This window comes from Paenibacillus sp. N3.4 (assembly GCF_008017805.1).
Classification (GTDB): domain Bacteria; phylum Bacillota; class Bacilli; order Paenibacillales; family NBRC-103111; genus Paenibacillus_E.
The window spans coordinates 74,623-101,241 of sequence record NZ_VRTT01000001.1; the positions used below are offsets into that span (position 1 = coordinate 74,623).

Consider the following 26,619-nt stretch of genomic DNA (forward strand, 5'->3'; position numbering starts at 1 on the left):
AGCAGACATACCTTCATCACGCCAGGCAATTTTCCCACTCAGATCCGCCGATAAATCATCCCGGCAACATTTAACTCAAGCCCCCCAAACCGCCCGATAGACGCGTACCCAATTGTCGCCAAGAATTTTACGAACGTCTTCTTCCTTATAACCACGCTCAAGTAGCCGTGCGGTCAGTTTTGGATAGCCCGTCGGTGTCTCCATCCCAGTCGGATAGTAGTAGGGTGGTGGTGAGTAGCTCTTGGGTGTCCAAGCGCCAAAATCGACAAACGACTTGTACATGGCCTCTACCACGGCAAGAGGCGTGATCGGATCCATGCCGGTGAAGTAATCAATGCCAAGCCCAACGTGATCTATGCCGACGAGTTCAACCATGTAATCGATATGCGCAATGAAATCGTCAAGGCTCGGCCTGTGCGAAGAAGATACGAAATTGGGGAAGCCGACCGCACCTACAAGTCCGCCCGTTGCGGCGATAGCTTTGATCTGGTCATCCTGGATGTTGCGTGGAGATGGATGTACGGCCCGCGGATTGGCGTGCGAAAACACCACGGGCGCGGAAGAGGCCTCAATCGCCTCCATCGTAGTCCGATAGCCTGTATGCGAGCAATCGACGATCACTCGGGCGCGGTTCATGCGCTCAATGAGCTTCAACCCGAAGCGGCTGAGACCCGCATCGGTCCGCTCCTCGCAGCCGTCGCCAACCCGATTCTTCACGTTGTAGGCGAGTTGGATAATACCGACTCCAAGTTCTTTGTAAGCATCCACGAGGTCTAGGCTGTCCTCGATCGGCCCTGTGCCTTGAAAATGAAAAAGGATGCCGAGCTTGCCCGAAGCTTTCGCTGCGCCGATGTCGGCCGCTCTCTTAATAAGAACGAGGTCGTCTCGGCCATTGATCAAGTTGATCCACTTGCCAATCGTGCGCAGCGTCGCAGCCGCACCATCGATTAAACCGACCGTCGGCGCAACTACTGTGCAGCCGCCTTGCCGATATAGTTCAAGATGAGCAGGATCGTCCAAAAGCGGACACACGGCATCAATTACAATTGCGTCTTGATGAATTTGTTGGACATCATTCATTGGGTTATTTCCTCCTATGAAACACATTTGGATGAAGCAGAATCAAACTCTCCAATATAAAGCGCTTTCAATCTATCCAACCCTCTCTTGTCGTACGCATTCGTAAAGCGGATTTTTTCGTGTAGTAATGACGTATCAAGCATCGTGTTGACATACAGGACAGCGGAACCCTTCACCTCATTTCATTTTAAAAAGGTATTCATAGTAGCCTTTTCTGTTAAAAACTGCTTTTGAAATTATGTAACCGTAATAGGTGCTTATTTAGCCATCCGACTCATCTCCCGATCATATGTTTGGTACTCTTATACCAAACATTCGTTCTTTTATCTAGAGTGGCCTGAGCTAACTTGATAGCCCTAATTTTATATTAAGCAAATAACATGCCAAACTCATTCACGTTTTTGTCTACGAGAGGTCAAGGATGCTCGAAGAAGTCGTAGCAGGTACCGACACCGGGAATATCGCCCAGGTCAAACCGGTAATGATGGCAAAAAAGGTCTGCGTTGTTATCATCAATGACCCATTCGCCGGAATGCTTGTGAGAAGATTTTACACAATAACTGAGTATTCATGTATAATTTTGATACAAATTACTACACACTTTTGAAAAGAGGTCATTTGCATTGAAGCATAAACTTCCAATTCTAGAGCAATTCATCCAAAAAGTTTCCTTACCGTACACGAAAGGCGAGCAGACAACAAAGAAAGTCATGTCTGTTCCCATTGGCACCCCTTTGTCCGAGGTCATTCCCCTTTTTCAAGAGAGCGATACCATTACGGTAACCGATGTGAATGGCGAACCTGTTGGGTACGTAGATCAAACCGATGTTCTTCAGACAGTCTTTCAAACATTTCAGTATTTGGAAGCGTACTTCTCAACCCTGATTGATACGTTGGATTTATCAGTTTCTTTGATTGATGAAAATGCCAAGGTAGTCGTGTGGTCGGAAGGGGCGGAGAAAACTTTTTCCAACAAATCAAAGGATATGCTGGGGAAACCGATTACTGACTTTTTTACGAGCGAAAAATTAGCCATGCTGAAAACGCTACAAACAGGCGAAGCGGTTTATCGAAAGCAACATCAGCCTCGTGAAGATCTGTTCGTTGTGATTAACACCAACCCTATTCGCCTCAACGGAAACATCATCGGGTCGGTCGCGGCCGAAACCGATATGACCAGCCAAGTCCGCTTAAATCAGGAATTGTATGCGGCAACACAAAAAGTGCATTACTTGCAACAGAAGATGGAAAAATTAAACCCTGATTCTGACCCGTACCATCAAATTAAAGGGACGAGCAAGGCGATAACTCATCTCAAAAATATGATCAACATGCTGGCTCAAACGAAAACTACGGTGCTCATTTTAGGTGAAAGCGGAGTAGGCAAAGAATTGTTTGCAAGAGCCGTCCACAACATCAGAGAAGACAAAGACGCTCCTTTCATTGAAATCAACTGTGGTGCGATTCCCCCTTCTTTATTTGAAAGCGAGCTATTCGGTTATGAAAAGGGAGCCTTCTCAGGAGCCGATCAAAAAGGTAAAAAAGGCATGATCGAGCTGGCCCGCGACGGGACGCTGTTCTTGGATGAAATTGGAGAAATGCCCCTTGACATGCAAGTGAAGCTACTCCGTGTTCTGCAAGAAAAGGCCTATTATTCAGTAGGCGGAACGAAAAAAATAGAAGCGGATTTCCGGGTAGTCGCGGCCACCAACCGGGATTTGGAAGCTCTCATTGCGCAAGGTAAGTTTCGCGAAGATCTGTATTACCGCTTAAATGTGTTCAGTCTCCATATTCCGCCGCTTCGAGAAAGAAAAGAAGAAATTGTTGACCTTTTTCAGTTCTTTTTATTCGAGTTTTCCATCCAATATAATCGCCCGATACAAAGCATATCCTCTAACCTCATACACCATTTGTTGGAATACCACTGGCCGGGCAATATACGCGAATTGCGAAATATGACGGAGCGGCTGGCCGTTTTTGCTGTAGAGGGAAAAATCAATGAAGAGTACCTGCCCTTCTCGCTGTCGTCCAAGCCCGAGATCATTCCCGAAGTCACTCCAACTCCCTTTCGTTCGGAGGTGCAGTCTCTATGGGAGGAACGGGATCAACATGATCGAAAAATGATCCTGCATGCGCTGAGCATGGAGAAAGGCAACAAACTGGCGGCAGCGAAAAGGCTGGGCATCTCCCGTAAAACGCTGTACAACAAAATGAATCGGCTGAATATACCGATGGCTTAGAAGTTGATGCGCTGACCGATTCCCAGCTCCAGCGCACGGTCGTAAATTGCTTTGGCCACGACAACGTCCATCGCCGCCAAACCAACTGATTTGAAAATCGTCAACTCATCGGCACTCTCACGTCCCGGCTTAGTACCGGCAATGATTTCACCCAATTCGGAAGTGATGCGTTCTGCTGTAAACAATCCCTGCCGCAGCGGAATGACAACGTCTCCTGTCTCTTCCAGCACCGCTGCTTTGGACTCTACAACAACCTTGTCGGCGCGGATCATGACATCCGCAGGGACTTCCTGCATGGTCGGCCTGAATGCACCGATGGAGCTGAGGTGCATGCCTTTGACCACAGAATCCGCCAAAAAGACAGGTGTGTTGGAGGTAGTGGCGGTAACGACAATATCTGCGCCATATATGGCATCATCCGGATTATCCAGCACTTCGATATCTGGCGCCTCCGACCCGTAACGCTGTTTCAGTTCTGCCGCCAGATCAAGGGCTTTTACTCTGGTTCGATTAAATAGGCGAAGCTTTTCAATCGGACGAACAGTTCGAATCGCATCAATAAGACCAGGTGCCTGCGCACCCGTCCCAATCATGGTCATCACCCTCGCGTCTTCTCTGGCCAAGTACTTTGCAGCCACGCCCGATGCTGCTCCAGTACGAATCACTGTCAAATAAGAAGCATCCATCAAAGCAAGCGGTTCGCCAGTCTCCGTGTCGGCGAGGATCATCATCCCGTAAATGGTCTTCTTGCCTAACAACTGGTTGTGAGGGAATACGGAAACGAATTTGACGCCCAGACTGTTCGCTTGCTCTACGTAAGACGGCATGAACAGGGAGACTGCCTCGTGCTTTACCACAGGAATGTGTACACGAACCGGTGTTACGGTTTTTTGCCCGGAATAGGATGAGAGCGCAAGTGATACGCTATCCAGTACTTCAGGCATGGTAATAGCGCGTTTCTGATCTTCGATACCGAGTATTAACATGTTTTCTTCCTCCTGAAATGCTCTTTATTTAACAATTTTGCTTTCATGATGCATCATGCTGCCTGCACTCTTCTGTCTTCCTAAAGCGGTCCAGACGGAGTGGTTCTGTTGGGATAATCGTCTGTTCCTGTTCGGTGAGAAGCTCTGAAATCAGCTTACCTGTCACAGCCGCGAGACTGATGCCGTCTCCTTCGTGCCCCGCCGCAATGAAAAACCCCGGCAATGCCTCAACCTGACAGACGATCGGCAAGTGGTCTTCCGTCCAAGGCCTGAGTCCCGCATACGTGCGTATGATCGTCATATCCGCCAGCTTGGGATAAAAACGGATTGCGCGGCGGGCAATGCAACGAACGACATCCAGGTCTACTTTCGTATTGAAATTGACAAACTGACGGCTGGAGCCGACGAGGAAGTTTTGGCTCTCCGTCGGTTCAAGCACCATGGCTACTCCGTATTTTTCCGTCTCCTGATCTACTTTTCGCTTTCCTCCGAACTTGGAGAGCAGGTAGCCGAACTCCATGACGTTGCGCACCATCACCGGCATCTGTCTGGAAGCGACGATGAGGTGGCCCTTGCGCGGTACAATGGGAATCTCGATGCCGACCAACCTGCCGATTGTCGGCGCCCAGACGCCTGCTGCGTTCACCACTTTCTTGGCGGTAAATGTTCCTTCGCTCGTACCGATGCCCCATTGTCCTGTCGCGATGTCCCGATTGACTGAAGTTACTTCTGCTTTGGTTACGATCTGCGCTCCGTACCGCTCAGCTCCATCTATCAACGAATAGGACAGCATATACGAATTGATGGTGGAATCCGTGGCGCATTCCAGTCCACCGAGCAAATCATCCGCAAAGTAGGCTGACTCCTGTTTGATGTCGGAGCGGTCCAGCATGCGGAAAGGCAAGCCAGCTTCTGTCTGCTGGCGAACCCATTTTTCTGCCGCTTCCATTTCTTCCTCTGACTCGCATACGAGGATGCTGCCCGTTCTACGGTATTCAAAGGGAATCTGTAATTCCTTGTTCAGCTCTGTCACCAATTCCTGGCTTATGAGCGACATCTGGCTATCAAATCCGAGGTCTTTGTCAATCGCCAGGATGTTTCCGTCACAACGAGAAGAAGTACCGCTGACCAAGTCTCCTCGCTCTATCACAGTAACGCTGATCCCCGCTTTTGCCGTGTAATAAGCAATTGCACTGCCGATGATACCTCCGCCGATCACGACGACTTCCGAATGGGCTCTCACATTCATATCTCAAATCTCCTTGGGTTGAGTAGTTTTCCTTTATCCTATCTATTGTCAGATTAATACAAGCAAGAAGTATGCCAATCGAAATGAATGGAATGCAACGAGATATGTCAAATTTCTTTCACCTTTTTTATGCAGTATGTGTAATTGTTTAGAATATGTGTAAAAACTTGCACATCATCATGATGAACAAACTGTGCATTCTGAGCTGTTTGCTTGCTCCATTGCAAGGTTCAAAATATCGGCACGATTTTTGCTAGCTTATAGATCAGAATCATGTAAGGAGGAAATGTGTTATGGACCCAAAAAAAGTCATCGTCTGCCGATGTGAAGAAGTGTCGTTGCATGAATTGGAGCAAACAGCCAAAACGTACCAATGTTCGTCTCGGGAGCTGAAGCTGAGAACCCGGGCCGGTATGGGATATTGCAGCGGCCGCACATGCCGCCAGTTGATTGACATGATTGCAGCGGAATCAACCGAAAAGGCGCCGACACACGCCATCCCGCTTGGCTATCAGCCGCCGGTGCGCCCCGTATCTTTTGATCTGCTTGGAGGTAACAAATGACATTCGGAAGAATCCAGCACCATCCCGTGTTAGGGACGCTCGCTGACCGCAAACAGCTTTCGTTCCAATTCGACAGGAAGATCTACACTGCTTATGAATCGGAAACCATAGCAGCCGCTCTTTTGGCAAATGGAGTTCGAACCCTGCGTGTCCAGGAAGAACACGGCACTCCACGCGGCATCTATTGCAACATTGGCCATTGTTTTGAATGCCGCGTGACGGTCAATGGCGAACAAGGAAAACGGGCTTGCCTCACGCTTGTGGAGGACGGCATGGCGGTTCTATCCGGCGTTCAATTCCCGACTCCGTTCAAGAAAGGGGGCCATCAACATGACTAATCTGTTGATTGTGGGCGCCGGACCGGCTGGTTTGTCAGCAGCAATCGCTGCCAGCGAACAAGGCCTGCGCGTCAAGATCGTCGATGAATTTCCCAGACCCGGAGGCCGTTTGCTCGGACAATTGCACGAAGAGCCGAGCGGTACCTGGTGGAACGGTATTGAGGAAGCAAAGCGCCTGCACGAGCAAGCACTTGCGGCTGGCGTTATCATTGAATGCGGCACCTCCGTCTACGATATCGCGAATACTAACAAATGTTGGAATATAAGTACCTCGAATGGAAAAGTGGAAGTGCCGAAGCTTTTGCTCGCTACAGGGGCGGCCGAGGTTGCCGTACCGATCCCCGGATGGACTCTTCCCGGCGTCATGTCCATCGGGGCGGCCCAGGTCATGACCAACGTCCAACGGGTCAAAGTAGGCTCCCGCGGTGTCGTCATTGGCGTAAACGTCCTGTCAGTAGCCATCACACGCGAGCTGCAGCTTGCCGGAATTCAGGTAGATCGGATGCTTCTCCCCGTGAGCAATACGCTGACCAAGGAAGCGGGCAGCCCGCGAAACGTCATGGATTCGATGCTCCGCGTCGCTCATTTAGCTCCCTCCCCCATCATCCGCTTTGGCAGCAGGTTGATGAAATGGAGCTGGATGAAAGAGCTTGCTTTGCAGCTTCTCCCGACCAACGGCATCCAGATGTGGGGCATACCCATCCAGTTAAAAACGGCTGCACTGGAAATCATCGGCGACAAGCAGGTGGAAGGGGTACGAATTGCCAACCTCACACCCGACGGTGAAAGCGTACCGGGTACGGAAAAAGTAATTTCTGCCGATTTCGTCTGCATCGCAGGTGGGCTGTACCCGCTCGTTGAACTGGCTGCCATAGCAGGCTGTCCGTTTGCCTATTTGCCTGAGCTAGGCGGTCACGTGCCTCTGCACAGCGAGCGGATGCGAACTCCGCTCGACGGGCTCTACGTCGCTGGCAACATCACCGGCATCGAGAGTGCCAAAGTAGCTATATCCCAAGGAACAGTTGCCGGCTTGTCCATTGCCGATGATCTGGGATGCCTGAATGACAAACAACGGCTTAAGTCTGCTATCGACAAGGTATTAATCACACGCCAAAATGCGACGATCCAGTTTCATCCGCAAATCGCCCATGGCCGCGCGAGTATCCAGACACTTTTTGCCAATCACGAGATCAATTGATCTCGCGCAAACCTTTTACCATCCATTTTGATAATAGGGAAAAACAGGTGCTTTTAACCTGCTTTTTCCTATCCATATAAACCGCTTCAATTCTCGCTATCGTATCCCTATTAACTTATATTACGTAGCCTTCCCCCTGAAGATAAACATGCAATTCCTCCATCCAAATCAGCTCTATAAAAGGATTTTCAATCATCTGCTCCTGAACGTATAGTTATTTAAATCCGTTAATAATTCCGTAACTGAGCGACTAACGACTACAATCGGTAGGTTCCTTATGCGGCTGAAAACCGACTGTTAAGGCTAAAGCCTGCTGAAAAACAGCCTGTGGCTGAAGCCACCTAAAGCTTCCGACTGAAGTCAAAGACATCGTCACCTTCGACTTGTTGACCCTCTATGTAATTCCGAATGGTTCTTCATTCACTCTACCCAATTGTGATTCCCCTGCTCATGCTACATTGTCGTATCAGCTCTCGTGCTTTTTTTATCCGATTCGAAGTTCGAGAGATAAGAACAGTGATACCCGGTAAGGATAATACTTGTTTGCATGAAAAAAAACCGTTCAGTAAGCAGCATTGACTGATTAATCGGACGGAAATATTAATTCATGTTTTTTGAGTTCCAGAAAGATTGATGTAGGTAAAACCGTTATCTAAACACTGAATCAACTGTTTCGAATTTATGCTATTCGCATCTTCATCTACTCGCTCTCAAAGTTATCGTGCCAGAGCTCGACGAATCGACGAATCCATCCCCTCGAGAAGGGACATCGGATTCTGCGCCACTTCCCGGAACAAAGTTAGGAACGCACGATTTGAGTTTCTCATACTCTTGCACCAGTTGGCCTTTCCCGTTATCATGGCAACCGCCTACTCAATCGCCGTGAACGTGTTGTCTTATTTATCAGTCGTTGCAAACGGATAAAACTGTTGACTGGTCTGATCATACTTGTTAAAGCGTTCTTCCACGTTTTCCCTGTCCGCTTGTGTCACACCGGCGATAAGAACACTCAAGACCGAAAAAATGGTGGTAATTCCATGCAGTACAGGCGTTGGAATCGTCACCTTAATCAACTGGTCGGCTATCGCTCCTATCGGTGACAGCCCGTCATCCGAAAACGCCAGGATTTTCGCCCCTTTCTCCTTGGCGACCTTGGCAAAGGAGATGGTCTCTTGCGTATAACGAGGAAACGATAGAACGATCACCAGCCATTCTTCATCCGCTAGCATCATCAAATAATTCGCATCATCATTTTGACCGGTGTAAAGGTGCGTATCTCCTTTCACAATATTAAGCGTGAAAGAAAGCCAATGCGCCGGAGCATAGGAGGAACGAAAACCGACGACCACAACCTTCTTTGCCTTGATAATGCTCTCCACCGCTTGATCCAGTGCATCTTGGCTCAACGAGTTCAGCGTTTCGCTAATATAGGCGATATCCTGTTCCATTTTATAGGTGATGAGGCCTTCCTTTTCATTCAATCGCTTGGGATGGTCAAAGAACTTTTGAATGTGATTTTCCCTCTGGCTATATGCCAATAGAGATTGACGTACTTCGTTTTGCATGGCACTAAACCCCGAATATCCTAACGCATTGGACAATCGTATAACAGTGGTTCCACTCGTACCTGTCAACGCACCGATTTCCTTGGCGGGATGTAAAGCTACCTTCTGCGGTTCTTCCAAAATGAATTCCGCAACGAGTTTCTGTTGGTTGGACAGTTGATTGTATAATTTGTGAATTCGATCCTGTACACTGTTCATGGTAACCACCTTTTTGTATCGTTATGGTATGCTGTCAAACCAAACAATTTGTTGATTAATTCAACTAAAGAAAGGACAGACGAATGAATGCATTCGACCTGCCCTCACGATAACTTAGGCTATATTTCTAATAATTGCTCCATCCCATGAATTCATTTCAATCATGTTATCATGAATTAGAGCTTTGCACCACAACCAGAAGGGGAATGGCGATAGGACCAAGCGGACTCTACGATGGTACATATAGTGGTTTGAGATGGCGGGGGTGAGCCGCCAAAGCCCCCCTCACAAGGAGGCATTATCCATGATTATTGTAACGAACACTTCGCACATCACGAAAGGCGACGCCCACAAACTGATCGAGCGTTTCGATAAAACAGGTAAAGTCGAATATATGGAAGGTTTTCTCGGCCTGGAGGTCCATTTGACGGAAAGTATCAAAGAGTATGATGAAGTGAGTGTGGTAACCCGTTGGCGGTCCAAAGAAGATTTCAACGCGTGGACCACAAGCGAGGCTTTCCGCGAATTCCATGCCCATCGAGAGACACCCTCGTTTATCATCTCGAACAAAATATCCTTTTATGACGTGAAAATTGTTCGTCAGCCTCTTAAATCGGAAGATGCGTCGGCGTCCGCCAGTTAAAGCTTCCCTAAAGTAGAGGCTCCTCCCCGACTTTAGTATGGCTTGTCTAACCGCCACAGGTCCGTTTTCGGAAAGCTTCCTGTAAGCTACAATGAAGACATAGGAACAAGCCAGATCAATAAAAAACGCTTGATAAACGAGAGGAGAATTATGATGAACAAATTGTTCAGATCCAGTACAGACAGCAAATTAACTGGGCTTTGCGGAGGAATTGCCGAGTGGCTTGGCGTTAATCCGACTCTCATTCGACTGATCGTCGTCATATCTGCCCTATGCAGCTTTGGAACGGTTACGCTGATGTACTTCATCGCCAGTATGCTGGTGCCAAAAATGCCTTACAGCCATTTCTAAGGGACTGTCTCCAATTGGGGATAGTCCCTTTTGGATTTCATTGTTTTCCATTCTCCTCCATAACTTTCTTGGAATTTAACGTCTACATTTAACGTATATTTACCAGCATTCAATATTGAGGGTCGATATGTTTTTTCTAAAAAAGAGGAAATATCTAAATCCCCACTTTTCAAGATTTTGAAAATATGAATATTAAATCTCTAGTAACCAATTCGTGGTAAAGAAACAAGAAGTAGGTCTGCATATTGATTTCATCTATCAAAAGAAAAAATCAAGATTGAACGTCGAATAGCCCTTTTGTACGGTTACACAAAAGGGCTGAGTGTTCTATATTTTTGTTACGCTGAGTTAAGTGCATTAGCACATACCGAGAATACGTATACTTATCGTGTGTTATGACTCTAAATCCGAAATCACACGGCAATCTGCCAACACTTCCGGTTTAAATCGCATACTGTCCGCTTGTGTGATCTGGCGAATTACTCTGCATGGAACACCTGCAGCAAAGGAACCTTCTGGGATATCTTGAGTCACCACACTACCTGCTCCTATAACGCATCCGTCTCCAATGGTAACACCGCCGCATACCGTTACATTGGCTGAGAGCCACACATCGTTTCCGATCGTCACAGGCTTGGCATAACATAGCGACTTAAGATCACCATTTTGATCAAGCATTTGCCTACGTTCAGAGGCGATGAACGGATGAATGGGTGTAACAATTGTTACATTAGGCCCAAAACTGACATTATTCCCAATGGTAACCTTTGCATCGTCCTGTACGGTAAGATTGTAGTTGCCAAAGAAGTGATTTCCGATTTCTGTGTGAACCCCGTAATGAAAGAAAATAGGCCCCTGAATGAAGCTACGTTCCCCCATCTTGCCAAGCAGTTGTTCAAGTATCTCTTCGCGTTCCTCTGTCTGATCCTCAAAAGTGCGACTATATTGACTGCTAAGGTTATGTGCACGGAGCTTTATAGCCTTTAACTCGGGATTACCAGGACTAAATAAAATCCCCTTAAAAATTCGTTCTTCTTCAGTCATATGTTCATCTCCAATTTATTCGACCGAAACTTTTGTCTCAAAGCCGTAGGGTGATTGTTTTGCAAATTGCCAATAGCACACTTTTAATGTGCTCACTGACATCATCTACTATCTGACCAGTAAGGGTAAAAATCGCTCATTGAAAATAGTCTTCATACTTAAAATACTGTTTTTACCATTCTACCTGATCAAAACGCATGTTTTTGTAGTAAAAGATTTTGTCTTGATCCGTAATCTCTCGGAGGACCTTGCAGGGATTACCGACTGCTATTACATTGGCTGGAATATCTTTAGTTACCACACTGCCGCCTCCAATGACGCTTCCCTTTCCGATTGTAACACCCGGTAAAATGATTGCGCCGCTACCGATCCAAACTCCATCTTCTATAACGACCGGCAAGGCAAACATTCCGCCTTCTTTGCGCATTTTCGGGTGCACCGGATGGTTGGTCACAGCGATCGTTACATTTGGGCCAAACATCACGTCATTTCCGATCGTAACCTTATAGTCATCGACAACCGTTAAATTAAAGTTGATGTACACATTATTGCCTACCGTAGTATTCGATCCGTAGGACATATGGATTGGAGGCTCCATCCATACATGTTCACCCATGCTCCCAAAAAGCTGTTTCATCAGCAATTTCCGTCCATCCAAATCATCGGGATGCAATCGATTGATTTCGTAGCACAGAGCCTTGCCACGCTGGCGTGCACGAGCTAGAGCAGCAGCTTCCTCTGGGTAATTAGAATCGTGATCGGTAAACAATTGACCGTTCTTCATTCGCTCTTGAATATTCATGCATTAGTCTCCTCTGGATAAAATTTATATTTTCATATATATGAAATTGGTATAAGCCATTTTCTTTAACTAACTTGTTCAAAGTTTTTTGTAATATTGTTCAACCATTTGTATTGACGATATCTGATATAAGTAACAGGAAGCTTAATGACCTCATCCAAGCTAATTACGATATACAACACGATGGGAGGTACTTGGTAAACAAAAGCACAAAAGTAGCCGAGTGGTAATATTATGCCCCACATCACAACAGTATCGCACCAAAACCCAAATTTAGAATCGCCGCCAGCAGTAAATATACCTGCAATTATAGTGGCATTCATCGACTTGGCAATACAATAAAAAGCACTGATATACAGCATGCCATCCAAGTAATTTTGTGCAGTAGTGTTCAAGCTCACGATAGAGAACACCAGTGGTTTTAGCACCAAAATCGTGCATCCTGCCATAAATCCAAAAATCAAAGCGTACAGGCTCATCCTATTGCCCGCATGTTTCGCTTTCTCAATCTCTCCCTGCCCCAAATATTTTCCAATTAATACAGATCCGCCGCTGGCAATGCCTCCACATAGTACAACAGCCAGGTTCTTGACCATGGATGCCACGGAATTCGCTGCAACCATGTCAGAGTTTACATGACCGATAATGGCGGCTGTCGCAGTTAAAGCAATGCCCCAAACAATATAATTGCCTAGGACAGGCAAGGTGTATGTCCAGAAATCCTTTAACAAATTACGCTGACTGCCTTTAGGTGCAGGAAGTCGGAAGCGAATCGACCCTTTGGTAACGGAATGTACAATACAGCAGGCAAGTTCAATGAAACGAGCTAAAACCGTTGAAAGGGCAACAGACGCAACCGCGAGCTTAGGCATCGTCGGAAAGAGAAAAAAGATGCAGATTGTATTGAACAATATGTTCAAAATTAAGCATATAGAGCTAATCGAAGCACTCAGTCGTGCATTTTCCATGCTTCTGATTACGGTAAGATACATCTGCGAAAGGCCCATTGCAATATACGAGAACGAAATCATTTGTAAGAACCTTGAACCATACTCTATCAATTCGTTATCCTTTGTAAAAAATCGCATTAGCGTCTCCGGAACTAAAAACGTAACAGAAAAAAATATAACAGAGATACATAGCGAGAACGTGCAGGCAATACTGAGAACGCGCTGTATAGTTTGTAGATCTTTCTTGCCCCAATACTGCGCAGTAAGAATACCTGCTCCTGTTGACATTCCCATGTAAAACAAGGTCAACGCAAAGGTAATTTGTCCTGCGAGCGATACAGCCGACATCGCAGTTTGGCTAATCATGCCCATCATGACCACATCTATTGAAATGACCGTAGCTGAGATCAGATTTTGCAATGCAATGGGAATAACGAGACTCATAAGCTCCCGATTAAAATCACGGTTCATGGGAGTTGTTAGTTGCATACGATTTTTCACCTTATTTTATCCTCTCTCCTTCCTGTTAAATTGAATGATATCAATATAGAACAAAATTATTGTCCAATCTATTAAAATTGACTATATTATTATAAGAATCGTATATAGATCAAAGGAGTGTTCCATTTGATTAAAAATTTAGAAGTGTTTTCGGATTTATCGGAACGCTTGGATTATAATCTTCCTGATTTACCTCTTTATGTTTGTAAAGGAAGTTTGCATCAATTTAATAATTATGCTGCTGCAGCTCATTGGCATTCAGATGTAGAGTTCATTTATGTTCTAAAAGGATCAATGGATTTTTCTGTTAACGGACATATTATTCGCATAGAACAAGGGAATGGAATTTTCGTGAGTAGCCGCCGATTACATTTTGGTTTCTCCCAAGATCATATCGATTGTTTATTCATTGTTGTTGTCATTCACCCCGCCCTTCTTGGCGAAGGTTTATCCCCACTTCAAACCTATTGGGACGAAAAATTCAGTCAAATAACGGACGACTTTGTATTGCTCACAAACCAAGTTGCTTGGCAACAGAGCATATTGCTGTCTCTTCAAGCGATCTATGATGAAATGCACTGTAGCAATTCCCCAAATCCGCTTCGCCTCGCTTCACAAGCTTTAGCTTTATGTGCCTTAACCGGAGATCACCTACAACCGAAGGTAGGGCAACCTGAAGACATGCAATTGTGGACAAATGTTCAGAAGATGACCAATTTCATCCGTCAACACTATGAGCAAAAAATAACGCTTGAAGATATAGCATCGGCGGGAACTGTTTGCAGGAGTCGCTGCTGCACATTGTTTAATAAGTATGTAGGTCAAACCCCTAACACGTATCTAACGAGATATCGAATTCAGAAAAGTTGTGAAATGCTGAAGGAAACAAAACGATCCATAAGCGAAATTGCACTGGCTTGTGGTTTCCAAAGCGGTAGTTACTTCACATCTATTTTCCGAAAACAACTGGGTTTAGTTCCACAAGATTATCGAAAACAAACAAAAAGTAACAATATATCTTACGGAGATTGACCAGGACAAAATACAGTTCAACCGATGGATATTGTCATCTAATTTTATTAAAAGGGTCTGTTTACCCTGTCGGTGAAAATCAACCCGTTCTAAACTTTCTCCCTCTTCTACAATAAAAACTCGATCCGGCCTTCATAAATATGCACATAAGGCCACCGAAGTAATCGGCAGCCTTATCAGTTTATTGCTTCCTTTTTTCATCCAGACATGATCAAGGATATCCTGTCAACATATGAATGTGATACCTAAAAACAAAGTCTGTACTGTTTCATTTTTATATTGTTCTGTACCAAAAATTACAGCGGCATTTAAAAAAGCTAAAGATATGAAGGACCCGGTAATCATAAATATTCCACCTATTATTACCTTCTTCGTTAGAAATCCTCCATTCGCTCTAACTGAGTCCTACATATTCCATTATCACTCCTGTTCAATGAAAATAAAGTATTAGACTGAAATAGACCGAGAAATAAAGCTGTAGACTGACACGCCGGTGACTGCGGACGTCGGTGTATAACTCGCGCTGCCGGTTCTCGACTGACGCGCCAGGCGTGGCGATCAACAGCCGGCTACGACAGCCAGCAGTTCCTCGTTGCTCAAGCTTGCGCTCATGGTAAGCTAGGTTCCCAGGCTTCGAGTCCTAACAATTTGCATCCTAATGAGGAGAGATATGTCCGAAACGGTTTCGCATGCCAATACTGCACTCTTTCTTGTATGGTCACGTCATCGAATTCGTTAGCGGGGATCATGGTCAGGGGGAGCCAAAATGAACCGAAGTCTAAATCAAGGTCAAGGTGACATCTTTCCGCATCGAAAATAATGAGATCGCACATATTAATTCTCTGCGGTCTGTTGCTTTTATGAATCGTTATCTCTGTTTGCAGACATACCCTTCCTTGAATTCTATTAGTCTCCTTCGGATCGAGACTAACCATTAATGCCTGATCGCCGAGAACTTCGCTGAAGGCATTATAGACAGGCTCATACATTCGAATATCCCATAACGATTGATGATGAGTTGAATACGCGGCATTCGTTCCGCCTCTTATCAACCATTGCAGATAACGAAGAACGTAAAAGTTAGTCACGGCTTTGGGATATACAACAAAGCCGTGTTGTCGCCAGCTGGAAACATTCTTTTCTTTCGGTATGTCCAATGTATTCTCCCACCTTTCATCACAATGCATACTGAACTGTAAGGAAAAAGAGCACAATGCTTTTTAAGTCTTTTTAAGTCTTTTTAAGAAGTTGTGATCATTGTAGCAGATGATGCCTTAAAAAAACAAGTTGAAATTGCACGATAAACACTTATAATGAATTATAAACACTTAAATATCCGCAAGAGGTGGTGAAAGGTACATTGTATCAGGAAGAACGTCTCAACAAAATTGTTGATTATTTAAAGCAACATGGGCGTGTTAGCATTCAAGATATTTGCCATTTTTTTGGAGTATCCCGAGACACAGCTCGCCGTGACCTTTTAAGGATGGAAGAGATGGGTCTAGTCATCAGAACGCATGGAGGAGCCATTCTCCCTAAACAAGCGAATAAAGTTCATGAATACAGAGAACGTCTGGTACGTGAATCCGAAGAGAAGCACAGGATCGGGGCCTTTGCGGCCTCTCTAGTTAACAATGGCGACTTCATTCTGATGGATGCTTCAACGACGGTCCAATTTGCTGCCGAACATCTTACTTCTACAAATGTAGTCGTTGTTACAAATTCAATCGATAACGTGGATGTACTCTCCAAGAAGCCTGCTGTTCGAACGTATCTTCTTGGTGGAGAATTGCATCCTCAGCATAGGTTCTTATTTGGACAAGCGACTATCGACAAACTAAGGGATTATCAAGTAGACAAATTGTTTCTTGGGGCTTGCAGTATTACACCTGATGGACTCTTTTACCTGAATGAAGACGATGGATTTGTCAAACGTGAGATGATTAAGCGAGCAAATCAAATTGTCGTGTTAGCTGACCATACGAAATTCGGGGCACAAATGTTCTTTCGGGTCTGCGGGCTTGAAGCCATTGACTTGCTGATAACGGATAAACAGCCTGAACAAGCTTTTGTAGAGATTTTTCAACAGAATAACGTTGAGTTGTTAATTGTCTCAGAAAAAGGAATGACTGAAGAATAAGCCTAATCGCAACGCATTTAGCAAGGAGGACCAACAACATGAATCACTCATTAACTAACCGCCAAATTTGGCATTGGCGTATTGCTATTTATTTCATATTTGCTTTGACAGGGTTTACGATCTCTTCTTGGGTATCGCGTACACCAGCCATTCGGGATGCCTTGGAAGCTACCACATCACAGATGGGCTGGATCATTTTGGGGATGTCCATTGGTGCTATTGTCGGCCTGACGAGTGCCAGTCACCTAATTGCCCATAAGGGCGGTCGTTTTGTCATGATGACTGGTCTGTTCATAAATGCGGTAGGGCTTCTGGTTGTAGGGATAGGCGGTACGTTGCTTACAAACAGCATTCTGATGTTTGTCGGATTAGCTGTTTTTGGATTCGGACACGGAATGTGCGATGTCGCGATGAACGTGGAGGGAACGGCAGTTGAGAAAGTGGCCAAAAAATCGTTATTAACTGGTTTTCATGCAGCATTCAGCGTGGGTACACTGCTGGGTTCATTGGCAGGAACAGGTGCTGTTAAGATCGGTATATCGGTCCCAATTCATCTGGCACTTGTGGTGGCGGTTCTCCTGTTAATGACCTTATGTGTATATCGACTCGTACCAGCAGGCACTGCGAAGGAATCTGGTGATTCAAAAGTGCCGTCAATGAGCGTCAGAGAACGTATGGCCATATGGAAAGAACGGCGTACGATTTTGGTTGGCATCATCGTACTTGGAATGGCTTTTGCGGAAGGTTCAGCAAATGACTGGTTGCCACTTCTTATGGTGGATGGCTATAACGTTACGCCTGCTATGGGTTCATTCTCTTTTAGCGTCTTTGTGGCCGCGATGACCCTTTGTCGTGCAGTCGGCGGCACGTTACTAGATAGGTTCGGCAGAGTTGTCATACTGCGAGCATCCGCGATTTCTGCCATTATAGGACTGCTTCTTGTTATATTCGGACATAATCACGTAATCGCGATTGTCGGGATTGTGTTTTGGGGGTTTGGCGCGGCATGCGGTTTTCCTGTGGGACTGTCTGCCGCAGGTGACGATCCTCGCGGCGTTGCTGCAAGGGTCGGCGCCGTATCGACGGTCGGCTACATCGCTTTCCTTGTCGGCCCTCCTGTATTAGGGCTAATCGGCCAATCTGTCGGCTTACTCCGTGCTCTAATCGTAGTGTTAATCACAGTTGTGGTTGCTGGATTGCTATCGCAAGCAGCCAAGCCGCTAGGGGGGCAAACAAGGAAGGCCAACGACCAGAAGACAAAGTTTGAATCCATATCCTAAAAGGAGAGAGTCTGGTGATGACACAAACGATCAGAGAGCGAATGGAATGGAAGGCAGGAGCGTGGCTGAATCCCCCACTGTCGTTCCAAGAGGATGGCGATCGTTTAAAGGTTATACCTGAGAAAGGGAAGGACTTCTGGAAAAAAACCTTATATGGCTTTGAGTTTGAAGACGGGCCTGCACTCCTGGCCGCATGGGACCAAAACACAGCTGTTGAAGTATCGTTTGAGCTTGGTTCCTTTACAGGGTTATATGATCAAGCAGGGCTGCTCCTCTATCACGGTCCAGAACAATGGATTAAAGCGGGCATTGAAATCAACGATGGCATTCCCCAACTTGCTGTTGTGGTTACGAATGGGTACTCCGACTGGTCGCTTGCGGCCGTGCCTGAATGGGTCGGGGAAGAAGTTACCCTGCGCGCATCAATCATGAAGGGTGCAGTCATTATTCGCGCCCGAAGAAAACACGATACATGGCGCACGATTCGAGTCGCGCGGTTCCCCTACCCTACAGGGAATCAAGCGGGCCCGTTTGCGTGTTCACCAACCCGTGAGGGCTTTGAAGTTACGTTTACCCGTTGGGAGATTGCTGCCCCAGATCAAGACCTCCATGTGGATCCCCCAGTAACATGAATAAAATCGGTTTTGGGCGAGGGGCGAGCAAGAATGCGGATCGAGCCCAAGATGCAGGATTCCACCATCTAATACGATGAGTATAAGAAGCGCTCCGAATATCTAAAAGAACACAATAAAATAAATATACGTAAGCTCTTTCCTTTAAAATCTCCGTTTCAACCACTCCCCCTTATAAATGTAATATTGATTTTCTTCAGCTAACGTTCCTCCTCCTCTTTAGTTCAATATTTGCCGACCTAATCACTGTTACACCAAGTCAATATTCCTTCATCTTCATCAAATCCATTAAGAAATGCTTTATCCATCGATTCGTTATCAATTATCACATTGAGCCACGCTTCCATTGAGATATTCCATAATTAATTAGAAAACGGAGCCCGCAAACTCGCGGCACTCCGTTTTTGTTTTTTCAGAATTCGTTAGAATTTAACGTACTCCGCGGCAAAGATGAGGGTTTGTTGCAGAATTCGTTAGAAAAAATATTTTTATTTCAAACGAATTTTAGTTTTGCGTATTTTCCATTTTCTTTGTTCTCGATCCCCATATAAAAAGCGTATCGAATGATGCTTTTACGGATAGCACCTTGCATGCCGTAAATTTCAAGCATATAAGCATGGGCTGAGTTTCACTTCTTTACCAGAGCGGATTTGTCGGTGTGGCACCCGCCCAAATTAACAAAACTGAGCGCGCCAATTGCGCCGTCTGCGTGAACGTTTTCCCTACACTACAACGTCTCCGTACTGAGGGTAAATCCTTCGATCACGGCGTCTTCGTCGACCTCGATCAAGATACATCGTTTTCCTTGATAATTCACCTGTTTCACGCACTTTAAATCTTGCGGACTGACTGAAATTGTGGCGATCTTCGTATCAATCTTAATCGATTTCGAATTGAACTTTGGAATGACGCTGCTTGCTTTGAGTTCATAGTTTTTGTTGTCGACGACCGTTTGAAACGCTCGTTCCACCTTTTCCATCGTCACGTTCTCCACGCCGCTCACCGTTAGCATGCGTTCCACATCTTTATAGTCCAACTTCGGAGGTTCCTCCTCCTCGTTAGTCTCAATGACCCGATGAATCTCCTCGTACACGTGAGCGATCGTTGAAGCGTCGAGCTGATCTCCTGCCACTTCTTTCACGATTTCCTCAAAAATGGCTCTCTCTTCTTGCGCCGTCACGGTCTTCTCGGCATTCAAAACTTGCTCGATGAAATGCAAATTCGGTTCGTTGGCTTTACCCGTGCAATATAGAATGCGATTCATGTCGGAATAGTTGTCCGTCACACTTGGGTAGAAAAAACCTTGCTCCGGCGAGTTCAATTTAATGATCGGATCTACGAAGACATTATACTTGAATTCCCGCTCGACGTAATCAAACATGAGGGTTTTCCGCTGCTGCTCAGTAGAATTCACACTGCACAGAATGAACGGATTCGCGAACATCTCGTCCTTTTCGCTCTCCTCAGCTTCTTCATTCCTGATCTTGGTCGGCTTAAAATATTGTCCGTGGACGAAAGTAATGACCGTATCCCGTTCATATTTGGTATCCGCCAACATTTTCTCCACCAACAGGAGCATCAGATCTTGCCATTCTTCCGGATTACCGGTCACTATACCTTGATGGAGAAGCACCTGTGAAGGCGTCTCCGCTTCCTCCTGAAACTTTAACTCGAACATCTTCTGATCCAATTCGCCGGTCAGCAGTTTTTTGAAATTGGCCATATATAGTTCCTGCTTCTCCCTGTCCAATAGGGAGAACAGCTGACGCTCGCAATGGTAGATCTCGTTGCTTTCCTTCATGATATACACGTTAAGAATGTTGAAAATTTCAAGCATGTCGTGATCCAACTTAAGCTGCTTGCGAATATGTGCGAGTTCTTTCTTTATCATGGTCCTTCAGACGCTCCTATGAAGTAAAATGGCCTTACTAGTACTAACGATTAAATTAGAAATTTGTAACGGATAATTTGCCTTCCTGAGTGTTCACATCAAAACAAAAGCCCTTCATGAGAAGGGCTTCCACCGTTACTTCCCTTTATTTCCGTTCCAAACTTAGAGTGAATAGCACTCCACATGTCTCATAATTGGTTTAATAACTCTACTTTTGAAGACTTGGATAAACTACTTCCTGTATGTTAATGCATTATTATAGATTTCTCAACAATTTTGAAAATCTACCCTCACTAATTCTGATGTGTGGTGTCATAATTATTGAGAAAAACGGGTATATATCATTAAAATATCAAGAACCTTTTTCTTAATTGTTGAGAATGATACTGTGTTGGATCCTATATTAATCAATGTTTTCCATAATTGTTGATACTATCAGCAATTACACAAATGTATTTTTACGCGGTAATATGTATAAACTTGAAACCTACTCGAAATGAAACAAAATTAAAAGAGACCTATCACATTCCACCTGTTCAAGGCAGAGTAATGTGATAGGCTTTTTAGTAATTACGCTCCTTCTATTTACATGAAGAAGAATCGACTCAAACCTATTTGGCCCGATGAACTGTCAGATTGACCTTGTTGGTCTCACACATATAAGTAGAGAGATGCACCGGCTCGTCGTTTGCATCAAAAGCAACTTTTAAAATTCTAAATAGATTAGCTCCGATATCACATTCTAATAATTTAGCATAATCTTTTGTCGCACCAATCACATCGATGATCTTATCGTTGCTCACTATTTCTATATGGTAGTCTTCCGAAAGGACTTTATAAGTCGATTCGTTCATCGCGATTTTCTTTTCTAAATCAGGAAAACGCGTTAGCGAATAATGAGCGATATCATAGAAAAGAGGGCGATCATTTACATACATGAGTCGCTCAAGCTCCAATACTAGGCTTCCTTCTTCAATTAAGAGATGTCCGGCAACATCTTCAGTCGCTTGTATAACCTCGCTTCGTAAAATCCGAGAGTTGGGTATCATGCCCAGTTGATGACTAAACTCTGAGAATCCACTAACAGATAACAATTCGTTATGGAACTTGTTGGATGTAACAAAGGTGCCTCTACGAGGAATACGTGTCAGGGTTCCTTCCTTCACTAATTCCTCTATTGCTTTTCGTATGGTAATACGGCTTACGTTATAAGTTTCACAAAGCTCAGCTTCGGTTGGGATCTGCTCATCCGGTTTATATTTTCCATGCTGTATATCATTCTTCAGCATTTGCCTGATCTGCATATAAAGCGGCTGGGGGGTTGAAGGATTTAAATTCATACGACATTCATCCTATCCATCAATGATTATATAGTATGTATTATACATTGATGGACCATTCCAGTCACCATGCACCGAAATATCCAATTGTTTTCGCAGCAGCTTGTGTACCTAATTCCAAGCATTTGTTGATAGGGAGGCCTTCCAACGTTCCATTTATAAAACCGGCAATGAATGAATCGCCTGCTCCCATCGTATCCACTACATTCACTTCAAGCACACCACATTGATAGAATTGTTCTCCATCGTAGGCAAGAGAACCATTTTCGCCTAAGGTGGCCACGGCAATTTTAGACCCTCGATGCTTTACATCTCTCAAAAATTGGCGGATATATTCATCATCCTTCGTATAAGAGAAGAACGGATAGTCGATGAATGGCGTTAACCTTTTTACAAGATTGTGATTCAACTGATCTGAGAAATCAAATGATGTGAGCAATCCATTTTCTTTAAAATGGGGGAAATACTTATCCGTATGCCCCCATATCCCTGAATGTATATGCTGATACGTTTGAACAAAATGGAGCTCTTCTGCGGTTAACGAGAAATGCGCCATAACTCCTTCGTCATATTCCCCAAATCTCCTATCATTCCTGTCATTTCTACATAGGTAACTGCTGTTTTCCCCTCTTTTATTGAAATTTGAGAAGTATCCACACCCTTTCCCTGAATGGCTTCTATCATGATCTCCCCATAGGGTCAGTACCGACCCAGCCCATATAAGCAGCTTCAGCACCTAACCCTTTTAAATAGACAGCCACATTAACTGGATTGCCCCCAGGATAGGCCTTCCCGCTTGCTTGATAGACATCCATGCAGTTATCTCCGACTGTAACTATTCTCATCTTATCCCCGCCTTCTCTGATCCTAAAAAATGAGCACTACGAAGTAGTGCTCCACGTCTTCTTAATATTCCATTTGTCGATAGTATCTTCTAAGGGTTAATGGATGATTTCTTTCCCGCTCAAGGTAGACACTAATTCGGCTTAGTAATGACCAATTAATACTAACAGCAAAGTGTTTTCTAAATTGTTCGCTAATGCCTTCCATTTCGAAGTCTTTTGTATCAATAACGGTTAGCTGTTTCGTAATCTTTTCAGCAAATCTCTCAACTCGCTCCATTAATGGTCTTGTTTCATCTTCACCTTTACATAAAATTACGCTTGTATCTTCTACAACAAGCTCAAGCGTACCGTGGAAAAACTCTGCCGCGTGAATGGATCTTGCATGAATCCACTGCATTTCTTCTAAAATACACATGGCGTATGAATACGTATTTCCCCATAAATTTCCGGAGCCAACCATCATATGGTAAGTGGTGTCTTTATGTTTAATAGCAAATTCCTCTGCTTTTTTGTCAAATGATTTGACAGCATGAAGAATGGCACGTGGTAGTAAGGAAACTTCCTTCGTGAATTGCTCATATTGAGGAAATTCATTGTTGTTATACATGAAACGGAAAACGACCATGTACAGAAGCATAAAGAAAGTATCAAAAGAATGCTTTTCAGAACCAGTCGTGATGCAGTGGTCTACAATTTGTGTTAAAGGAGTATTGGGTTCTGCAACTAATGCAATTGTAGCAGCTCCTCTTTCTTTACAAAACTCTGCCGCTGCAACTGTCTCTTGAGTAGTTCCAGACACGGATGTAAAAATACAAACCGAATCTTTGCTGAAATGCTTGTTATTCATGACCATGAATTCAGATGCAATTTCTGCATGAACATCAATTGTAGAATTTGATTTTAACATGTATTCATATGGATACATCATGGCAATAGTTCCGCCAGCACCAATCAGAAATAGATTACTGTACCCTCTTTTTGCGATCCCATCTACAATATCTTCAATCTGTCCTCTAAAAGCAAGGCCCTCTTCCTCTACAAGCTTAAGAAATAGTTTTTCGTCGAATTTTAACATTTACATTTCCCTCCCTATATCGGAGCGTTTCATCTCCAATATCATCCTTTTCTATTTGTTATGTTTTGTATTATATCCAAACGAAACAAATTAAGCAATTCTTTTTATGATAGATTTGAAGGAAGTCAGTTAATGAGAACTAACTTCCTTTATTTCACTTTCTTAAGCCACTATATTGCTGCTTTTGTTATTTTTTGATCCGTATTTCTTTTCCCAATAATAGTAAACTGGCAGACCTGTTGCGATTACAATAAGAGCTGCAACCATTCCTTGTACCGGAGCCCAAGTAAATGTTCCCCATGCGAGCCATGCCGCCCCAAGAATAGCTAAAAGCGTCGTGACTCTCCACATGGGCATCCGATAAATCGGATTGTAGTCATCCCTTTTCCGACACTTATAGACCGCAGCAAAGTCCAAAATATTAATAACCAATTGAATGAGTGTGAAATAGCCAAGCAATGCTGTTAAATTACTAAAGAACACAAGAATACAGGCAAACGTAACCTGGGCGATGATAGAAAAGCTTGGAGTTTCAAACTTGGGATGGACTTTCGCAAAGCGTTGAAAGAATAAACCATCCTTTGCCATTGCATACTCCAGTCGAGGTTGAAACATGATGCAGGAACTCAAGGAACCGAGAATGACAATGATAGCCGTAACAGCTACAAATGATGATGCGATGCCGGATAGTCCAGGAATATACTTTACAGCATCGGAAACAGCGGCACTTGAGCCCATTAATTTATCGAACGGCATTAATCCTGTGACACAAACTGCAAGCAGCGTATATAAAATCAATACAATAAATACCGAACTAATTAATGCGCGAGGAAGTATCTTCCCGGGATTTTTGAATTCTCCAGCCATAAAACATATGGCGGCCATCCCCGTGTAAGCCCAAGTCGTTGCAGATACGCCACCGATCAAACTTGTTTTCTCAGCCATCGGCGCTGGAGTAAAAGCGAAGTTGTCAAGGTTCATATACATCAAGCCCAGGACAATGACAATCAGGAAGGGAATGATTTTAACAGCCGTAATAATAACTTGAAAACGGCCTCCTTCTTTCACACTGCGGTAATGAATGGAAGTAATGATCAAGACGATCGCAATACCTAATAATTTTCCTGCTATTCCAGAGAAGAACGGAAAAAAGCTTGCAACATAAGAGACAATCGCTAAAGCCATAATCGAAATCGATGGAGGATCTAACGCCCAGAACGTAGCCCATCCGTATAGAAAGGCTAGAGGTCTCCATCCCGCTTTATTTAAGTATATGTAACCGCTTCCATTTTGAGGGTATGCAGTCGATAATTCTGCTAACACCATCACTTGCGGAATCGCAATGATTCCACCAATTATCCAGGCTAGAATAGAAATAGAAGGGGTACCCGCAGCTCTTGCTACATCACCAGAAGAGACAAAAATCCCGGAACCTACCGTAGTTCCAACAGCAATGGCCAGGGCAGACCAGAAGCCCAATTTTCGTTTAAGTGTGTCATTACTCATAGAGAGTTCCTCCAAATTATGATGATAAGACTCCCAATTCCCTTATTTTCCCGATTGATTTCATGAGTGCATCCTGAGGATTTTGATAATAATTGAATCCCATTATCTCAAGTGTACATGTGCCCTCGTATCGATGGCTTTGAAGACTTGTTAGGTATTCTCTCCAATTCAGAACCCCATCATCTAATGCCAGATGTGCATCCGATTGGCCATCTCCATCAATCAGATGAAAATGACACAACTCTGCAAGAATAGAAAAGTAATCTTCAGGTGTTTCGTTCGCCAACTGCATGGACACTGTGTCAATCATTCCTTTTAACGAAGGAGATTGGATTTCCTCTAACATGTTCTTTAACCCTTTAGAGTCAGTAATTAGATTTGATTCGAATTTGGTTAATGGTTCTAATGCAAGGGTTACTCCTTCCCTTTCGGCCACTTTTGATAACTGAAAGATGGAATCACTCGCATACTTCCATGATTCCTCTTGAGAAACAGTGAAGTCTCCTATTCCGGATGTAATGAGCATCATATCGGTCTCTAGCTCCAGTGCAGCATATAAATTTTCTATAAAATAATCAACACTCTTTTGTCGCCAATGAGAATCTGAGGCAGCAATATTGTAAGGATAGATGCATTGTTCTGGCGTGTAACAAACTATCTTCATTTCTCTAGACTTCATTTGTTTTCTGATGTTCCTTATATTACCAAGTATGTTTCGATTAACATATAAATGAGGCTCACCAGCCCATAGTTCGATATGGTCAACCCCAATATAACTCATTGATTCCAAAAAATGCTGGAAAGGAACATGTCTAAACGTAATATTCATTCCTGCAACTTTCATTTGCTTCACCTCCTTCTCGTGAAAACGCTTTTAATTGTTATGTCTTGTATTATAACTAAGAATTACATAAATTTCAATCCATATTTTTAAATAAACAAAAGGAACTCAGTATCCACCCAAAACTACAGACTATTTATGCAATCCCACTCCTTCCAGAGACAAGAAAAAAGCAAGATGAACGATTTTGCTAGTTCATCTTGCTTTTTAAAGTTAACTCTTCCTATTCCAATGCATATATACATCTCACTTCAATTCTGAAAACCCAGTCTCACTAATTTTGAAATTTTTCTCAATAATTATGACACCACACACTATCCAAAAAAAAA

Annotated in this window: 24 protein-coding genes and 1 pseudogene; 10 read left to right on the forward strand and 15 right to left on the reverse strand. The window is 44.2% G+C overall.

The window, feature by feature from the left end; genetic code table 11:
- Positions 1–75 precede the first annotated feature (75 nt).
- Entirely contained in the window at positions 76–1,080 is a 1,005-nt protein-coding gene (locus FU659_RS00325; RefSeq protein WP_147945712.1) for a dipeptidase, read from the reverse strand.
- A gap of 623 nt (positions 1,081–1,703) precedes the next feature.
- Between FU659_RS00325 and FU659_RS00330 the strand changes: the two genes are divergently transcribed.
- A complete protein-coding gene (locus FU659_RS00330) occupies positions 1,704–3,320 on the forward strand; it encodes a sigma 54-interacting transcriptional regulator (protein ID WP_261807522.1) in 1,617 nt (538 codons plus the stop codon).
- Here FU659_RS00330 and FU659_RS00335 read toward each other — a convergent pair.
- Both FU659_RS00335 and FU659_RS00340 read right to left on the reverse strand, forming a co-directional pair.
- Positions 3,317–4,306 (reverse strand): ornithine cyclodeaminase family protein, encoded by a 990-nt coding sequence (locus tag FU659_RS00335; RefSeq protein WP_147945713.1) that lies wholly within the window; start codon positions 4,304–4,306, stop codon positions 3,317–3,319. The genes FU659_RS00330 and FU659_RS00335 overlap by 4 nt on opposite strands.
- 43 nt (positions 4,307–4,349) lie before the next feature.
- The gene (locus tag FU659_RS00340) at positions 4,350–5,555 is read right to left on the reverse strand and encodes an NAD(P)/FAD-dependent oxidoreductase (protein WP_147945714.1); all 1,206 of its coding nucleotides are present in this window, start codon (positions 5,553–5,555) and stop codon (positions 4,350–4,352) included.
- Positions 5,556–5,848: 293 nt separating this feature from the next.
- Here FU659_RS00340 and FU659_RS00345 point away from each other — a divergent pair, with 293 nt between their 5' ends.
- From FU659_RS00345 to FU659_RS00355, 3 genes are read left to right on the forward strand one after another with little or no spacing between them, the layout of a single operon-like run.
- Positions 5,849–6,118 carry a (2Fe-2S)-binding protein gene (locus tag FU659_RS00345; protein WP_147945715.1) on the forward strand — a complete coding sequence of 90 codons (270 nt, stop codon included), beginning with the start codon at positions 5,849–5,851 and terminating at the stop codon, positions 6,116–6,118.
- The gene (locus tag FU659_RS00350) at positions 6,115–6,456 is read left to right on the forward strand and encodes a (2Fe-2S)-binding protein (RefSeq protein WP_147945716.1); all 342 of its coding nucleotides are present in this window, start codon (positions 6,115–6,117) and stop codon (positions 6,454–6,456) included. Before FU659_RS00345 ends, FU659_RS00350 begins: the two co-directional genes overlap by 4 nt.
- A complete protein-coding gene (locus FU659_RS00355) occupies positions 6,449–7,654 on the forward strand; it encodes an NAD(P)/FAD-dependent oxidoreductase (RefSeq protein ID WP_147945717.1) in 1,206 nt (401 codons plus the stop codon). The genes FU659_RS00350 and FU659_RS00355 overlap by 8 nt, the downstream gene beginning before the upstream one ends.
- A gap of 896 nt (positions 7,655–8,550) precedes the next feature.
- On the opposite strand, the gene FU659_RS00360 is transcribed toward FU659_RS00355, so the two are convergent.
- Positions 8,551–9,417: a MurR/RpiR family transcriptional regulator gene (locus tag FU659_RS00360; RefSeq protein ID WP_147945718.1), complete on the reverse strand. Its 867-nt coding sequence runs from the start codon at positions 9,415–9,417 to the stop codon at positions 8,551–8,553.
- 304 nt (positions 9,418–9,721) lie between these two features.
- On the opposite strand from FU659_RS00360, the gene isdG reads away from it, so the two are divergent.
- Entirely contained in the window at positions 9,722–10,060 is a 339-nt protein-coding gene (isdG, locus tag FU659_RS00365; RefSeq protein ID WP_147945719.1) for a heme oxygenase, read from the forward strand.
- Positions 10,061–10,210: 150 nt separating this feature from the next.
- Complete coding sequence (locus FU659_RS00370; RefSeq protein ID WP_315971251.1) at positions 10,211–10,411, forward strand: PspC domain-containing protein; 201 nt, start codon at positions 10,211–10,213, stop codon at positions 10,409–10,411.
- Between the two features lie 393 nt (positions 10,412–10,804).
- Here the strand turns inward: FU659_RS00370 and FU659_RS00375 are convergent, their stop codons facing one another.
- The 3 genes from FU659_RS00375 to FU659_RS00385 form a co-directional block, all read right to left on the reverse strand.
- On the reverse strand, positions 10,805–11,455 hold the full coding sequence (locus FU659_RS00375) for a sugar O-acetyltransferase (RefSeq protein ID WP_147945720.1): 651 nt from the start codon (positions 11,453–11,455) through the stop codon (positions 10,805–10,807).
- A 172-nt stretch (positions 11,456–11,627) separates the two neighbouring features.
- Complete coding sequence (locus tag FU659_RS00380) at positions 11,628–12,257, reverse strand: DapH/DapD/GlmU-related protein (protein ID WP_147945721.1); 630 nt, start codon at positions 12,255–12,257, stop codon at positions 11,628–11,630.
- Between the two features lie 65 nt (positions 12,258–12,322).
- Entirely contained in the window at positions 12,323–13,696 is a 1,374-nt protein-coding gene (locus FU659_RS00385) for an MATE family efflux transporter (protein WP_261807523.1), read from the reverse strand.
- A gap of 138 nt (positions 13,697–13,834) precedes the next feature.
- On the opposite strand from FU659_RS00385, the gene FU659_RS00390 reads away from it, so the two are divergent.
- The gene (locus tag FU659_RS00390) at positions 13,835–14,740 is read left to right on the forward strand and encodes a helix-turn-helix transcriptional regulator (protein ID WP_261807524.1); all 906 of its coding nucleotides are present in this window, start codon (positions 13,835–13,837) and stop codon (positions 14,738–14,740) included.
- Positions 14,741–15,348: 608 nt separating this feature from the next.
- Here FU659_RS00390 and FU659_RS00395 read toward each other — a convergent pair.
- The gene (locus FU659_RS00395; RefSeq protein WP_147945722.1) at positions 15,349–15,897 is read right to left on the reverse strand and encodes a hypothetical protein; all 549 of its coding nucleotides are present in this window, start codon (positions 15,895–15,897) and stop codon (positions 15,349–15,351) included.
- 203 nt (positions 15,898–16,100) lie between these two features.
- On the opposite strand from FU659_RS00395, the gene FU659_RS00400 reads away from it, so the two are divergent.
- The 3 genes from FU659_RS00400 to FU659_RS00410 are packed head-to-tail and all read left to right on the forward strand — an operon-like array spanning position 16,101 to position 18,792.
- On the forward strand, positions 16,101–16,880 hold the full coding sequence (locus FU659_RS00400) for a DeoR/GlpR family DNA-binding transcription regulator (RefSeq protein WP_147945942.1): 780 nt from the start codon (positions 16,101–16,103) through the stop codon (positions 16,878–16,880).
- Between the two features lie 38 nt (positions 16,881–16,918).
- Positions 16,919–18,160: an MFS transporter gene (locus FU659_RS00405; RefSeq protein WP_147945723.1), complete on the forward strand. Its 1,242-nt coding sequence runs from the start codon at positions 16,919–16,921 to the stop codon at positions 18,158–18,160.
- A gap of 17 nt (positions 18,161–18,177) precedes the next feature.
- Positions 18,178–18,792, forward strand: a complete 615-nt coding sequence (locus tag FU659_RS00410; RefSeq protein WP_147945943.1) for a DUF1349 domain-containing protein — start codon at positions 18,178–18,180, stop codon at positions 18,790–18,792.
- 239 nt (positions 18,793–19,031) lie between these two features.
- Here the strand turns inward: FU659_RS00410 and FU659_RS38640 are convergent, their stop codons facing one another.
- The 7 genes and pseudogenes from FU659_RS38640 to FU659_RS00440 all read right to left on the reverse strand — a co-directional run bounded on the left by FU659_RS38640 (position 19,032) and on the right by FU659_RS00440 (position 26,293).
- Positions 19,032–19,139: a DUF6210 family protein gene (locus tag FU659_RS38640; protein ID WP_222708465.1), complete on the reverse strand. Its 108-nt coding sequence runs from the start codon at positions 19,137–19,139 to the stop codon at positions 19,032–19,034.
- 380 nt (positions 19,140–19,519) lie between these two features.
- Positions 19,520–20,683 carry a DUF4317 domain-containing protein gene (locus FU659_RS00415; RefSeq protein ID WP_147945724.1) on the reverse strand — a complete coding sequence of 388 codons (1,164 nt, stop codon included), beginning with the start codon at positions 20,681–20,683 and terminating at the stop codon, positions 19,520–19,522.
- 611 nt (positions 20,684–21,294) lie between these two features.
- A complete protein-coding gene (locus FU659_RS00420) occupies positions 21,295–22,023 on the reverse strand; it encodes a GntR family transcriptional regulator (RefSeq protein ID WP_147945725.1) in 729 nt (242 codons plus the stop codon).
- Between the two features lie 64 nt (positions 22,024–22,087).
- Positions 22,088–22,868: pseudogene (gene frlD / locus FU659_RS00425) on the reverse strand (fructoselysine 6-kinase).
- Between the two features lie 61 nt (positions 22,869–22,929).
- On the reverse strand, positions 22,930–23,943 hold the full coding sequence (locus FU659_RS00430; protein ID WP_147945726.1) for an SIS domain-containing protein: 1,014 nt from the start codon (positions 23,941–23,943) through the stop codon (positions 22,930–22,932).
- Between the two features lie 162 nt (positions 23,944–24,105).
- A complete protein-coding gene (locus FU659_RS00435) occupies positions 24,106–25,449 on the reverse strand; it encodes an amino acid permease (RefSeq protein WP_147945727.1) in 1,344 nt (447 codons plus the stop codon).
- 16 nt (positions 25,450–25,465) lie between these two features.
- Positions 25,466–26,293, reverse strand: coding sequence for a TIM barrel protein (locus FU659_RS00440; RefSeq protein ID WP_147945728.1), 828 nt, complete (start codon positions 26,291–26,293; stop codon positions 25,466–25,468).
- Positions 26,294–26,619: the final 326 nt, after the last annotated feature.